Consider the following 14,507-nt stretch of genomic DNA (forward strand, 5'->3'; position numbering starts at 1 on the left):
TAAACAGATTGATAAATTTCGTGCGCTGCTCTAAACCTTATCACTAACAGGTCAGACCTCTTACAACTTACGGAGCGGTTCATTATGTTGCTTGCCTCGATCATCGCGACGCTGGTGTTAATTAGCGCCCTCTTCTACCATCAGGTTTCACTGCGGCTCAGCAGTGCGATTGTGCTGCTGTGGACCGCGGCACTGGCCGCCACCGGCCTGTGGACGCCGTGGCTGCTGCTGCCGCTGGCCATTATTCTGCTGCCTTTCAACCTGCCGGCGATGCGCCGCAGCATGTTCTCTAAGCCGGCTCTGCACAGCTTCCAGAAGGTGATGCCGCCGATGTCGCGCACCGAAAAAGAGGCGATCGACGCCGGTACCACCTGGTGGGAAGGCGATCTGTTTCGCGGCAAACCGGACTGGCAGAAACTGCACAACTACCCGCAGCCGCGCCTGACCGAAGAGGAACAGGCGTTTCTGGATGGCCCGGTGGAAGAAGCCTGCCGCATGGCTAACGACTTCGAAATCACCCATGAAATGGCCGATCTGCCGCCGGAGCTGTGGGCTTACCTCAAGCAGCACCGCTTCTTTGCCATGATCATCAAAAAAGAGTACGGCGGTCTGGAGTTTTCCGCTTACGCGCAGGCGCGTGTGCTGCAAAAACTGGCAGGCGTGTCCGGGATTCTGGCGATCACCGTCGGCGTGCCGAACTCGCTGGGTCCGGGTGAACTGCTGCAGCATTACGGTACCGATGAGCAGAAAGACCATTACCTGCCACGCCTCGCGCGCGGTGATGAAATCCCCTGCTTTGCGCTGACCAGCCCGGAAGCGGGCTCCGACGCCGGCGCCATTCCGGATACCGGCGTGGTGTGCATGGGCGACTGGCAGGGCCAGCAGGTGCTGGGCATGCGTCTGACCTGGAACAAGCGCTACATTACCCTGGCGCCGATTGCCACCGTGCTCGGCCTCGCCTTTAAGCTTTCCGACCCCGATCATCTGCTGGGCGAAACCGAAGAGCTGGGCATTACCTGTGCACTGATCCCGACCCATACGCCAGGCGTTGAGATTGGCAGACGTCACTTCCCGCTGAACGTGCCGTTCCAGAACGGGCCGACGCGCGGCAAAGATATCTTTGTGCCGATCGATTACATCATCGGCGGTCCGGCGATGGCCGGTCAGGGCTGGCGTATGCTGGTTGAGTGTCTGTCGGTGGGACGCGGCATTACCCTGCCGTCTAACGCCACCGGCAGCCTGAAAAGCCTGGCGCTGGCGACCGGTGCCTACGCGCACATTCGCCGCCAGTTCAAAGTCTCTATCGGTAAAATGGAAGGGATTGAGGAGCCGCTGGCGCGCATCGCCGGTAACGCTTACGTGATGGACGCGGCGGCGACGCTGATCACCAGCGGCATTATGCTGGGCGAAAAACCGGCGGTGCTGTCAGCGATTGTTAAATACCACTGCACCCATCGCGGCCAGCGCGCCATCATTGATGCAATGGATATCGCCGGCGGTAAAGGCATCATGCTTGGTGAGAACAATTTCCTGGCGCGTGCCTATCAGGGCGCCCCGATCGCCATCACCGTTGAGGGCGCGAACATCCTGACGCGCAGCATGATTATCTTTGGCCAGGGCGCAATCCGCTGCCACCCGTGGGTGCTGGAAGAGATGAACGCCGCCGCGAACAACGATCTCGTCACCTTTGACCACGCGCTGTTCAGCCATATCGGCCACGTCGGCAGCAATAAAGTGCGCAGCCTGTGGCTTGGCCTGACCGGCGGCCGCACCAGCGCTACGCCAACCCGTGACGCAACCCGCCGCTACTATCAGCAGCTGAACCGCCTGAGCGCCAACCTTGCGCTGCTGTCAGATGTGTCGATGGCGGTGCTGGGCGGTAGCCTGAAACGTCGCGAACGTATTTCGGCACGCCTCGGCGATGTGCTGAGTCAGATGTATCTGGCATCCGCCACGCTGAAACGCTATGACGATGAAGGCCGCAACGAGGCGGATCTGCCGCTGGTGCACTGGGGCGTGCAGGATGCGCTGCATCAGGCAGAAGTGGCGATGGACGATCTGCTGCGCAACTTCCCGAATCGCCTGGTTGCGGGCGCGCTGCGGCTGGTGATTTTCGCCGGCGGCAAACACTGCCCGGCACCGTCCGATAAACTGGATCATAAGCTGGCCAAAATGCTGCAGCTGCCGTCCGCAACCCGCACCCGTCTGGGCCGCGGCCAGTATCTGACGCCGAGTGAGCACAACCCGGCCGGTCAGCTGGAACAGGCGCTGCAGGATGTGATGGCGGCGGAAGTGATTCACGATCGTCTGTGTCAGCAGCAGAAAAAACACTTCTCCTTCACCCGGCTGGATGCGCTGGCCCAGCGCGCGCTGAAAGAAGGCTGGATTGACGAGAGTGAAGCGAAGGTGCTGACGCGGGCCGAAGCCAGCCGGCTGAAGGCCATCAACGTGGATGATTTTGCGCCCGAGGCGCTGGCGGTGGCCAAACCGGACAGCAAACCCAAACCGAGCGACCGCCCCAGCGAAGCGGCGTAACCGTAAAAAGCCTCCAGCCGGAGGCTTTTTTTATGGCCTGCGGCAGCGGATAAGCGCACTCAGCGTGTGTGCCAGCTACGTTTAGACGTCTAAGCGTCTCGATTGCCAAGTGTTAACATCCTGTTTATAGTGGCTGCAGCACAAGGTTACTCCGCAACGACATTCGCGCTTAAGGCACCCGATAATGACGCAGCCCAACCTGATCCCCGAGAGCAAACTACCGGCGCTCGGCACCACCATTTTTACCCAAATGAGCGCCCTCGCCGCCCAGCACAACGCCATCAACCTGTCACAGGGCTTTCCCGATTTTGACGGCCCGCGCTATTTGCAGCAGCGCCTGGCACATCACGTCAGCGAAGGCGCTAACCAGTACGCGCCGATGATTGGCACCCTGCCGCTGCGCGAGGCAATCGCCGATAAAACCGCAGACATGTACGGTCATCGGCCGGATATCAACAGCGACATCACCGTGACGGCGGGCGCAACCGAAGCGCTGTATGCCGCGATCACCGCGCTGGTGCGGCCGGGCGACGAGGTGATCTGCTTCGATCCCAGCTACGACAGCTATGCGCCGGCGGTTCAGCTGGCTGGCGGCGTGCTGAAACGCATCGCGCTGCAGCCGCCCGCTTTTCAGGTCGACTGGCAGGCCTTCAGCAGCCTGCTCAGCGCGCGCACCCGGCTGGTGATCGTCAACACGCCGCATAATCCGTCCGCCACCGTGTGGCACGCCAGCGACTACGCCGCGCTGTGGCAGGCGATCGCCGGACAGGAAATTTATGTGCTCAGCGATGAAGTCTATGAGCACATCTGTTTTGATGAGCAGGGCCATGCCAGCGTGCTGGCACATGCCGACCTGCGTCAGCGCGCCATCGCAGTCTCATCCTTCGGCAAAACCTTTCATATGACCGGCTGGAAAGTGGGTTACTGCATCGCTCCGGCGGCGATCAGCGCCGAAATTCGCAAAGTGCATCAGTATCTCACCTTTTCAGTGAATACCCCGGCGCAGCTGGCGATTGCCGATATGCTGCGCCAGCAGCCGGACCATATTGATGCGCTGCCGGCATTCTATCGCGCCCGGCGTGACCGTCTGACGCAGGCGCTGGCCGCCAGCCGGTTTAAGGTGCTGCCCTGTGCCGGCACCTATTTCCTGCTGGTGGATTACAGCGCCATTTCCGATTTGGATGATGTCAGTTTCTGCCAGTGGTTAACCCGCGAAGTGGGCGTGGCGGCGATTCCGCTGTCGGTGTTCTGCTCGGCCCCTTTCCCGCACAAGCTCATTCGCCTGTGCTTTGCTAAACAGGAAGCGACGCTCGACGCCGCTGCGGAGCGTTTATGTCAGCTTTAAAACTTACCGTATTGCAGGAAACCCTGAGCTGGATGGATGGCGCAGCCAACCTGCGTCATTTCGATGAGGTGCTGCAGGGCTTGACGGGCCGCGATGTCATCCTGCTGCCGGAGATGTTTACCACCGGCTTCGCCATGGAGGCGGCGGCCAGTTCGCTGCCGCAGGATCAGGTAGTGGCGTGGCTGCACGGTCATGCCAAAGCCCTGAATGCCCTGGTCGGCGGCAGCGCGGCGATTCAGAGCGACCAGGGCGCGGTAAACCGTTTCCTGCTGGTGGAGCCCGACGGCACGCTGCACCAGTACGACAAACGCCACCTGTTCCGCATGGCCAGTGAGCACCAGCACTATGTACCCGGTGAAACGCGCGAGGTGTTCCACTGGCGCGGCTGGCGTATTCTGCCGCAGATTTGCTACGACCTGCGCTTCCCGGTGTTTTCGCGCAACCAGAATGATTACGATCTGGCGCTGTACGTCGCCAACTGGCCGGCACCGCGCGCGCTACACTGGCAGGCGCTGCTGCTGGCGCGCGCCATTGAGAATCAGGCCTATGTAGCCGGGTGTAACCGCGTCGGCAGTGACGGCAATCAGCATCAATACAGCGGCGACAGCCGGATTATCTCGCCGCAGGGTGAGATCCTCGCGGCCGCTGAACCCTTCGCCCGCGCGCGCCTCGACGCCGAGCTGTCACTGCAGGCGCTGCAGGACTATCGCGAGCGCTTCCCGGCCTGGCGCGACGCCGATGAATATACGCTGAACCAATAAAAAACCCCGGCCAGGCCGGGGTTCGCGTTATTCACGTCAGTTGCTTAAAGATCGAACCGGTCGAGGTTCATCACTTTGGTCCAGGCGGCCACGAAGTCGTTAACGAACTTCTGCTTCGCATCGCTGCTGGCGTAAACTTCCGCCAGCGCGCGCAGGATGGCGTTAGAACCAAACACCAGATCGGCGCGAGTGGCGCTGTACTTAACTTCTCCGCTCTGACGATCGCGGCCTTCGAACAGCTCAGCGCTCTCATCGGTGGCGCGCCATGCGGTGCGCATATCCAGCAGATTGATGAAGAAGTCGTTGCTCAGCACGCCCACGCGATCGGTAAACACGCCGTGCGCGCTGCCGTCGAAGTTGGTGCCCAGCACGCGCAGACCACCCAGCAGTACCGTCAGCTCTGGCGCGCTCAGCGTCAGCTGTTGCGCTTTGTCCAGCAGCAGGGTTTCGGTAGAAGAACCGCCCTGCACGCGGCGATAGTTACGGAAACCATCGGCCAGCGGCTGCAGTACGTTGAATGACTCGACATCCGTCTGGTCCTGACGCGCATCCACGCGGCCCGGCGTGAACGGCACCTGCACCGCGACACCTGCCGCTGCTGCCGCCTGCTCAATCCCGACGCTGCCCGCCAGCACAATCACATCCGCCAGCGACGCTTTACCTGACTCCTGCTGAATCTTCTGCAGCACCGGCAGCACATCGCGGGTGACACTGGCGTTGACCGCCCAGCCGTTCTGCGGTGCCAGCGCCAGACGGGCACCGTTCGCGCCGCCGCGTTTATCACCGCCACGGAAGGTGGAAGCGGACGCCCAGGCCGCAGAGACCAGCTGGCTGACGCTCAGACCCGAAGCGGCAATTTTCGCTTTCAGATCGGTGATGTCATCCGGCGTCGGCTGATGCGTGGCCTGCGGTAACGGATCCTGCCACAGCAGATCTTCCTTCGGCACTTCCGGACCGAGGTAACGCGCTTTTGGTCCCATATCGCGGTGCGTCAGTTTGAACCAGGCACGGGCGAAGGCTTCGTTGAACGCCTGCGGATCGTTGAGGAAACGACGCGAAATCTTCTCGAACTCCGGATCGAAACGCAGCGTCAGGTCGGTGACCAGCATGGTCGGCTTGCGTTTTTTCTCTGGATCGAACGGATCCGGGATAATCGCTTCGGCATCAACCGCTTCGAACTGAATCGCGCCCGCCGGGCTGTGCGTTTGTACCCACTCATATTTGAACAGGTTCTCGAAGAAGTAGTTGCTCCACTGCGTTGGGGTTTGCGTCCATACCACTTCCAGACCGGAAGTGATGGCATCGGCACCGGCACCGCTGCCGTAACTGCTGTGCCAGCCCAGACCCTGCGCTTCCAGCGGCGAGGCTTCCGGATCGACGCCCACGTGGCTGGCCGCAGCGGCACCGTGCGTTTTACCCAGCGTGTGACCGCCGGCAATCAGCGCGACGATCTCTTCATCGTTCATGCCCATGTTGCCGAAGGTGGCGCGAATCGCCGGGGCCGCCGAGCGCGGATCGCCGCTGGCTTCCGGACCTTCCGAGTTCACGTAGATCAGGCCCATTTCCGTCGCACCGAGCGGCGCGTTTGCCAGGCTCTCCGGATGGCGGTGCGCCAGCCATTCGGTCTCATGTCCCCAGTCCACGTCCATGTCCGGTTCCCAGACATCTTCACGACCGGCACCAAAGCCAAAGGTACGGAAGCCGGCGTTTTCCAGCGACACGTTACCGGCAAGAATGTAGAGATCGGCCCAGGAAATTTTCTGACCATACTTCTGTTTCACCGGCCACAGCAGACGACGTGCTTTGTCGAGGCTGACGTTATCCGGCCAGGAGTTGAGCGGCGCAAAGCGCTGCTGGCCACGCCCGGAACCGCCACGACCGTCGATGGTGCGGTAGGTGCCGGCGCTGTGCCATGCCATACGGATAAACAAGCCGATGTAGCTGCCCCAGTCGGCAGGCCACCAGGATTGCGAGTCGGTCAGCAGCGCACGAATGTCGGCTTTCAGCGCGGCGTAATCCAGCTTGCTGAACTCTTCACGGTAGTTGAAATTGTCACTGAGGGGGTTAGAACGGCTGGAATGCTGGTTTAACAGATCGACGCGCAGCATGTTTGGCCACCAGTCGCGGTTGGTGGTCCCGCTTCCGGCGCCACGCGCTAAAACGCTTTTCTCTTCCGATGCTCCATGATGAAAGGGGCATTTTCCTGAGGCGGCTGCATTATCATTATTTTCGGGCGTGCTCATTTCTCGGCTCCATTGGCTTCACGTTGTCCGGTTAAGATAACCGCACCGTGTTGCAGAATATATTTGGATGGACCGAAGGTTTTGATAGTTACTGGCTTTCAAGCGCGAGGTTTGTGATAGAGAGCACGAATTTCAGCGGGCCTGAGAGGGTATGAAGCCGGTACTGCAAGTCGCACAAGATTCGTAGCGGCGCGATTTATCGCGCAATAAATTGCGCTGCTACCAAAAAGCAACCGCTGTCAAGCGGATTTACAATTTAACAGACAAGCATTGCGCCATTTATGGCGACCTGGATTAACTCCCGCGATAGGTCGACCACGACCACGGGGAAATGAGGAACGGCAGGTGATAATGGCTGCCGGCGGAGCCAATCACAAAATCAATCTGCGCGCTGACGTACAGCGCATCACGCCCGTCGGCGGCGAAATAGTCACCGATCTCCGCGGTTAAGCGATAGTGGCCCGGCGCCAGCGGTTCAAGCGTGAGATCTTTGATGCGCCCGTCGCTGTCGGTTTCGCCCTCGGCCACTGGCAGCCATCCCTCAGGGCTGTTCTGCTCCAGCGATATCGCGACGCCAATCGCCGGTTTGCCCAGCGCGGTGTCGAGAATATGGGTGGTGATGGTGCTCATGTAATGCTCTCCTTAAGCCGTAACAGGGTAATTTCCCGCAGCTGCGCCAGCGCTTCCTGCTGCTCAGTCTCCTCATCATTGTTGAGCCTGCGCTGCAATTCCGCCAGCATCTGTTCACCGCTGCGCCCTTTGGCGCGAATCAGAAACACCCGGCCGAAGCGCTGCTCATAGCGCTCATTACCGGCCAGCATCGCCAGCTGCAGCGCGCCGTTAGCCTGCTGCATCGCCGCCTGTTCCTGCTGCGACAGCGCGGCCTCTTTGCCCGCGCCCTGAGCTTTTTCGCCGATGCGCGGATGGGCGCTCAGCGCCTGCTGCAAGGCGTCGCCCTGCCACGCCAGCGCCAGCTGTTGCGCCGTGGTGTACAGCGCCGTCAGGCTGGCGAACGGCCGCGCCGCCACCAGCGCCTGCTGCCAGGCGGGAATCGCCACGCAGTGGGCAATCGCCGCCTGCGCCTGCGCGACGCTCGCCTGATTAAAATCGTTCAGATCCATTTCCCGGCTCCTTTAGCTGCGCGCCAGATCGCATACCGCCTGCAGATAGGCCTGCACGCCGAGCGCCACATCGGCCACCTGCACCGATTCCGCCGGATGATGGCTGATACCGCGATGGTTGCGCACAAACAGCATGCCCACCGGCCAGCGCTCAGCCATCGCGATCGCGTCGTGACCGGCTCCGCTCGGCAGCGCCAGACTGCGCCCCTGCACGGTTTCTACCGCATGGCTCAGCGCCTGCTGCAGCCGCGTATCACAGGCGGTGGCCGCGATGCGATAGTACTCGTTAGCGCTGAAGCTGAGCCCGCGCCGCAGCGCGATGGCTTCCGCCTGGGTCAGCAGGCTGGAGAGCAGACGTTCCAGCGGTTCATCCTGCGGTCCGCGCACGTCGAGCGACAGCTGCACCTCGCCGGGGATAACATTAACGGCGCCCGGCAGACAGCTCAGCGTGCCCACCGTGGCCACCAGTTGCGCATCCTGATCCTGCGTGGCCTGTTCCACAAACACCATCCACTCTGCCGCTGCTGCCAGCGCGTCTTTGCGGTGCGTCATCGGCACCGTGCCGGCATGACCGGCCTCTCCGACAAAGCGGCAGTTAAGACGGCGCGCGCCGTTAATCGCCGTCACCACACCAAGCGCCAGATCGTCCTGTTCCAGGCACGGTCCCTGCTCAATGTGCAGTTCGAGATAAGCCACAATGTCGCTCACCTCACGTGCCGCCTGCGGGATCAGCGCCGCGTCCAGGCCGAGGTCCTGCATCGCCTGCGCCACCGTAATACCGTTACCGTCCGGATGTGACACCCAGCTCTCCGGCCAGCTGCCGGTGAGGCCGCGGCTGCCAAGCAGCGTGATGCCAAAGCGCGTGCCCTCTTCATCGCCGAAGCCGACAATTTCAATCGCCAGCGGCAGGCGCTGCTGATGGTCGTGCAGCCACTGCACGGTTTCGATGGCGCTGAGCACGCCCAGCATGCCGTCGTAACGTCCGGCGTTGCGCACGGTATCAAGGTGCGAGCCGAGCAGCAGCGCCGGTGCGCCCGGCTCCGCCGCTTCATAGCGACCGCAGATATTGCCGACCGCATCCTGCCAGGTGTGCATACCTGCCGCCTGCATCCACTCAGCAACGCGCGCGTTGGCGCGCACCTGCTCCGGCGACAGATAGACGCGGGTCAGACCCTCTTCGCTTTCACTGATTGCTGCCAGCGCGTCACAGCGCGCCATCACCCGCGCCGCCGCTGACTGCGCCTCACCGGCGCTCATCAGGCTATGACTCATGCGTGGCTCCTGTAGTGGTCCCAGGCAGCCTGCAGCGCCGCGCCCTGAGTAGTGCGGAAACCGACGTGATTCAGCACGGATTCCAGCGCGCTCAGCGTCAGCATCACGCAATCTTTGCGCGCGTTGTAGCCCATGGTGCCGATGCGCCACACTTTGCCGTGCAGCGGACCGAACGAGGTGCCAATCTCAATGCCGAAATCGTCCAGCATCAATTTGCGTACCTGGTCGCCGTTGATGCCCTGCGGGATCACCACGCCAAGCACGTTATTCATCTTGTGTCTGAGATCGCCAAAGGTTTCCAGCCCCATGCCCTGAATACCTTTCAGCAGCGCATCACCGTGCAGCTTGTGACGCGCGATGCCGTTATCCAGCCCTTCCTGCAGGATCAGACGGGCACATTCGCGTGCGCCAAACAGCGCCGAGGTGGCTTCGGTATGATGGTTGAGCCGCTCCGGTCCCCAGTAATCCATGATCATGCCGAGATCGAAGTAGTTGGAGTAGATCATCTCGTCGTCGCCATCCTGATGTGCGTCGGTACGGATGCCCTGCTCCACGCACTTACGCTGACGGATCACCGCTTCCATTTGCGGGCTCAGGGTGATCGGCGAGGTGCCGGACGGACCACCGAGGCATTTCTGCATCCCGGCTGAGACCGCATCCAGCCCCCAGGCATCGGTTTCCAGCGGGTTTCCGCCCAGCGATGCGGTGGCATCGGTGTACAACAGCACGCCGTACTGGCGGCAAATGGCGCCGAGCTGCTCCAGCGGTTGCAGCATGGTGGTTGAGGTATCACCCTGCACCGTCAGCAGCAGGCGCGGTTTGACTTTTTTGATCGCATCTTCGATCTGATCCGGGGTAAATACCTCGCCCCACGGCACCTCAATGGTATGGACTTCCGCGCGGCAGCGACGGGCAATTTCGCACAGCAGATGGCCGAAGCGGCCGAACACCGGCACCAGCACTTTATCGCCCGGACGAATCGCCGACAGCAGGATGGCTTCGATACCGGCGCGTGAGGTGCCATCAATCAGCAGGGTCCAGCGGTTTTCAGTGCGGAATACGCCACGGTACAGCGCCATCACCTCGTTCATATAGTGCGTCATCGCCGGATCGTACTGCCCAAGCAGCTGGCTCGACATGGCGCGCAGCACGCGCGGGTCGGCGTTGATCGGGCCCGGTCCCATCAGCAGACGCTGCGGCGGATTGATTTGCGAAAACTGGCTGATATCCATGAGGGGTTCCTTATTGTTCGGTTACAGACGCACGGTCGAAATAAACTGCTTCAGCTCGGCGGTTTGTGGATTTGCAAACAGCGTTTTGCTGTCGCCCTGCTCCCACACGCGTCCCTGATGCATAAACACCACGCGGTCGCCCACTTCGCGGGCGAAGTTCATTTCATGGGTGACGAGAATCAGCGTCATGCCTTCGGCGGCCAGCTGCTCCAGCACTTTCAGTACTTCACCCACCAGCTCCGGATCGAGCGCCGAGGTGATTTCGTCACAGAGTAAAACTTTTGGCTGCATCGCCAGCGCGCGGGCAATCGCCACGCGCTGCTGCTGACCGCCCGACAGGTTGGCCGGGTAGTAATTGAGGCGTTCGCCGAGCCCGACTTTTTCCAGCATCTGCGTGGCCAGCGTGCGGCACTCCGCCTCGCTCTTTTTCAGCACGCGGCGCGGTGCCAGCATCACGTTTTCCAGCGCGGTCATGTGCGGAAACAGGTTAAAGTTCTGAAACACCATGCCTACCGAGCGGCTGATTTCACGCGCCTGCGATTCACGATCGGTAATCGTCATGCCGCCCAGTTTAATGCTGCCTTCCTGATAGCCTTCCAGCCCGTTCATGCAGCGCAGCAGGGTACTTTTACCGGAGCCGCTGCGGCCAATGATGGAAATCACTTCGCCGTTGTCGATATCCAGATCGACCCCTTTCAGTACGTGGTTATCACCGTAATACTTCTGGACCTGATTAATGGTGATGAGCGGCATTGAATTTTTTCTCCAGGTACTGGCTGTAACGCGACAGCGGATAACACATCAGGAAGTAACCGAGCGCCACCAGGCCAAACACCTTGAAGGGCTGATACGTCACATTGTTGAGAATGGTGCCGGCTTTGGTCAGCTCGACAAAGCCGATAATCGACGCCAGCGCGGTGCCCTTGATCACCTGCACGGCAAAGCCAACGGTCGGCGCGATGGCGATGCGGATAGCCTGCGGTGCCACCACGCGATACAGCGTCTGGCCAAAGTTCAGGCCGAGGCAGCGCGACGCTTCCCACTGCCCTTTTGGCAGCGCGCGAATGCTGCCGTACCAGATATCCAGTAAAAACGCGCTGGTATACAGCGTCAGCGCCAGCGACGCCGCCGTCCAGGGCGCGACGTCGATGCCGAACAGGCCAACGCCGAAGAAGGCAAGAAACAGCTGCATCAGCAGCGGCGTGCCCTGAAACAGCTCGGTATAACAGCGAATCAGGCGGGTGAGCCAGCGACGCTGCAGCAGACGCAGAAACAGCAGCGGCAGTGTCACCAGCGTGCCGCCGAAAAAGGCCACCAGCGACAGCAAAATCGTCCAGCGCGCCGCCAGCAGCAGGTTGCGCAGGATGTCCCAGTCAGTAAACGTTGTCATGCCGGCTGCGCTCCAAACCATTTGCGACCCAGCGCCAGCAGCAGCTGACGCATGGCAATCGACAACGCCAGATAGATCAGCGTGGTCACCAGATAAACTTCAAAACTCAAAAAGGTGCGCGACTGAATCAGGTTGGCGGCAAACGTCAGCTCTTCATACGAGACCTGCGACACCACCGACGAGCCGAGCATCACAATGATGCACTGGCTGACCAGCGCCGGATAAATGCGCTGCAGCGAGGGCGGCAGCACCACGCGGATGAAGGTTTGCGTGCGGCTCAGCCCGAGCACGCGCCCCGCTTCCCACTGCCCGCGCGGCGTGACCTGGATACCGGCACGGATGATTTCAGTGCTATAGGCGCCAAGGTTAATCAGCATCGCCAGCAGCGCCGCTTCACCGGCCGTCAGTTTCAGCCCGAGATTAGGCAGACCAAACACGATAAAAAACAGCTGTACCACAAACGGCGTGTTGCGAATCAGCTCGACGTAGATGCCCCACAGGCGGCTGGCCCAGCCCGGTTTGCCGCTGCGCAGTGCCGCGCCGAGAATACCCAGTCCGACACCGCCCACCGTCGCCAGCACCGTAAGCTGCACCGTGACCCACAGTCCGGCCAGCAGCTCTGGCCAGTGCGGCCAGAGATCTGCAAAGTTAAGTTGCCCAATCATTGGCCGTTCCTGTTATGCGCCGAGGTTGGCAGGCAGCGGCGCTTTCAGCCACTCTTCCGACAGCTTGTTCAGCGTGCCGTCTTTAATACCCTGCTCAATCAGTGCGTTCACTTTCTCTTTCAGCGCCGGCTCATTCTTTTTCAGGCCGATAAAGCACGGTGAATCTTTCAGCATAAACTGCGGCACCGGGGCTTTTTCCGCGTTCTGGCGCGCAATCGCCGCGACCACCAGGTTACCGGTGGCGACATACTGCACCTGACCGGAGAGATAGGCGGACAGCGTGGTGTTGTTATCTTCGTAGCGCTTCACCTGAGCATCTTTCGGGGCGACATCGCTCAGCACCATGTCCTCTACCGCACCGCGCGTCACGCCAATCGATTTACCGCTCAGCGCCGCCGCATCTTTCAGCGTCTCGCCTTTCGGGCCGAACACGCCGAGGAAGAACGGTGCGTAGGCGCGGCTGAAGTCGATCACTTTTTCGCGCTCGGCGTTTTTGCCCATGCTGGAGATCACCAGGTCGACTTTATCGGTCTGCAGATACGGCACGCGGTTGGCGCTGGTCACCGGCACCAGCTGCAACTTCAGTTTCATCTGCTTCGCGAGGTATTTCGCCATGTCGATGTCATAGCCCTGCGGCTGCAGATCGGTACCGACCGAGCCAAACGGCGGGAAGTCCTGCGGCACCGCCACGCGAATCACGCCACGCTTCTGGATATCCTGCAGCTGATCGGCCATGGCGCTGCCTGCCTGCGCCAGCAGCAATGCTGCCCCTGCTACTGCCAGTAATACTTTGTTCATTATGCACCCCGGTGAGTTAATGGTGAAACAAAAGATTCTTGATAAATTGATTTGCAACTAATGTGCCAACCACAACGGGCAGCAAACGCAGCGGCTAAGCGGAGGATTTAAGGCGGTTAAGGGCGCATCATAACGGGGATCACCCCGTTAGCAGACGCGATCAAAAAAGGTGCAAAGCACCAAAACGGTGCCCTTTAGCGGTATTCCAGCTCGTCGAGCTGCTGGTAAAGATCGGCAATCTGATGAATGCGCTGACGCCCCTGCGACAGCATTTCGTGCAGCAGCGCGTTGGCCAGCAGGTTGATCAGGCTCATTGCCGAGGCGTAGCTGTCAAAGGCGGAAACGCTGTCGAGCGGTGCGCACAGCTGCCAGCGCGCCAGGGTGAGAATGCCCTGCGCCTGCGGTTCGCACAGCACCAGCACCGGGATGCCGCTCTGCTGCAGCTGCTGCATCAGTGGACGGATGATGCGTGGCCGGCGGCGAAACGCCATCACCACCACCACATCTTCCGGCGTCATGTCCACCAGCTCTTCGCCCAGCGTCTGGCCTGGCTGCGGCAACACCTGCACCTGGGCGCGCGCCTGCAGCAGCTGCTGACGCAGGTGCAGCGCCACCGGATACGCGTTGCGCATACCAATGATGAACACCCGCCGTGCGGCGCCCAGTGCGGCAATCACCTCGCTAAACTGCCGGGCGTCAATGCTGTTGACCCACTGCGTCAGGTTCGCCATCTCCTGCTTGTAATGACGCGACAGCAGCGTGTTGCCCTGCACCGCGTCGCGGTTATCGGTCAGCGGCATTCCGCTCTGGCGCAGGATGCGCAGTTCGTCACGCATGTCTTTGTATTTTTCATAGCCGAGGCGTTTGAACAGCCGGCTTACCGTGGCCTTTGATACGCCGCTTAGCCGCGCCAGCTCAGCGCTGTTATAGCTAATCAGATCATCAAAATGGTCAAACACAAAGTCAGCAATGCGCTGCTCCTGCGGCGACAGTTGCGGATAGTGACTGCGAAGACGTTCATCGAGCTGTTTCATCATTGGTCCTGTAACTTTCGTTTCACCACAAGCTAGCATAAATCGATCCAGGCTGGCGTAACACCAAAACTGGAACGGCTCTTGCTTTACCATTGACACAGACTGGTAGCG

General features: G+C 60.8%; 13 protein-coding genes. 3 read left to right on the forward strand and 10 right to left on the reverse strand.

Annotation, left to right across the window (positions count from 1 at the left end; genetic code table 11):
• The first annotated feature begins 84 nt into the window (after nt 1-84).
• From fadE to F3I21_RS06660, 3 genes are all read left to right on the forward strand, one after another.
• Nucleotides 85-2,535, forward strand: coding sequence for an acyl-CoA dehydrogenase FadE (fadE, locus tag F3I21_RS06650; protein ID WP_150058533.1), 2,451 nt, complete (start codon nt 85-87; stop codon nt 2,533-2,535).
• Between the two features lie 184 nt (nt 2,536-2,719).
• Nucleotides 2,720-3,880 (forward strand): pyridoxal phosphate-dependent aminotransferase, encoded by a 1,161-nt coding sequence (locus tag F3I21_RS06655; RefSeq protein WP_150058534.1) that lies wholly within the window; start codon nt 2,720-2,722, stop codon nt 3,878-3,880.
• Nucleotides 3,868-4,641, forward strand: coding sequence for an amidohydrolase (locus F3I21_RS06660; protein WP_150058535.1), 774 nt, complete (start codon nt 3,868-3,870; stop codon nt 4,639-4,641). Before F3I21_RS06655 ends, F3I21_RS06660 begins: the two co-directional genes overlap by 13 nt.
• 44 nt (nt 4,642-4,685) lie before the next feature.
• Here F3I21_RS06660 and katG read toward each other — a convergent pair whose 3' ends face one another.
• The 10 genes from katG to hpxU all read right to left on the reverse strand — a co-directional run bounded on the left by katG (nt 4,686) and on the right by hpxU (nt 14,396).
• Complete coding sequence (gene katG, locus F3I21_RS06665) at nt 4,686-6,884, reverse strand: catalase/peroxidase HPI (protein WP_150058536.1); 2,199 nt, start codon at nt 6,882-6,884, stop codon at nt 4,686-4,688.
• A 294-nt stretch (nt 6,885-7,178) separates the two neighbouring features.
• Nucleotides 7,179-7,514, reverse strand: a complete 336-nt coding sequence (uraH, locus tag F3I21_RS06670) for a hydroxyisourate hydrolase (protein WP_150058537.1) — start codon at nt 7,512-7,514, stop codon at nt 7,179-7,181.
• The gene (uraD, locus tag F3I21_RS06675) at nt 7,511-8,005 is read right to left on the reverse strand and encodes a 2-oxo-4-hydroxy-4-carboxy-5-ureidoimidazoline decarboxylase (protein ID WP_021507291.1); all 495 of its coding nucleotides are present in this window, start codon (nt 8,003-8,005) and stop codon (nt 7,511-7,513) included. The genes uraH and uraD overlap by 4 nt, the downstream gene beginning before the upstream one ends.
• A 12-nt stretch (nt 8,006-8,017) precedes the next feature.
• Nucleotides 8,018-9,277, reverse strand: a complete 1,260-nt coding sequence (hpxK, locus tag F3I21_RS06680; protein ID WP_058758022.1) for an allantoate amidohydrolase — start codon at nt 9,275-9,277, stop codon at nt 8,018-8,020.
• Entirely contained in the window at nt 9,274-10,509 is a 1,236-nt protein-coding gene (locus tag F3I21_RS06685) for an alanine--glyoxylate aminotransferase family protein (protein WP_150058538.1), read from the reverse strand. Before F3I21_RS06685 ends, hpxK begins: the two co-directional genes overlap by 4 nt.
• Nucleotides 10,510-10,530: 21 nt before the next feature.
• A complete protein-coding gene (locus tag F3I21_RS06690) occupies nt 10,531-11,262 on the reverse strand; it encodes an amino acid ABC transporter ATP-binding protein (protein ID WP_150058539.1) in 732 nt (243 codons plus the stop codon).
• The gene (locus F3I21_RS06695) at nt 11,243-11,899 is read right to left on the reverse strand and encodes an amino acid ABC transporter permease (protein ID WP_021507295.1); all 657 of its coding nucleotides are present in this window, start codon (nt 11,897-11,899) and stop codon (nt 11,243-11,245) included. The genes F3I21_RS06690 and F3I21_RS06695 overlap by 20 nt, the downstream gene beginning before the upstream one ends.
• Complete coding sequence (locus tag F3I21_RS06700) at nt 11,896-12,564, reverse strand: amino acid ABC transporter permease (protein ID WP_021507296.1); 669 nt, start codon at nt 12,562-12,564, stop codon at nt 11,896-11,898. The genes F3I21_RS06695 and F3I21_RS06700 overlap by 4 nt, the downstream gene beginning before the upstream one ends.
• A 12-nt stretch (nt 12,565-12,576) precedes the next feature.
• Nucleotides 12,577-13,362, reverse strand: coding sequence for a transporter substrate-binding domain-containing protein (locus tag F3I21_RS06705; RefSeq protein WP_031279673.1), 786 nt, complete (start codon nt 13,360-13,362; stop codon nt 12,577-12,579).
• 194 nt (nt 13,363-13,556) lie between these two features.
• On the reverse strand, nt 13,557-14,396 hold the full coding sequence (gene hpxU, locus F3I21_RS06710; protein ID WP_150058578.1) for a MurR/RpiR family transcriptional regulator HpxU: 840 nt from the start codon (nt 14,394-14,396) through the stop codon (nt 13,557-13,559).
• Between the last annotated feature and the right edge of the window lie 111 nt (nt 14,397-14,507).

This window comes from Pantoea sp. B_9, from assembly GCF_008632015.1.
Classification (GTDB): domain Bacteria; phylum Pseudomonadota; class Gammaproteobacteria; order Enterobacterales; family Enterobacteriaceae; genus Pantoea; species Pantoea dispersa.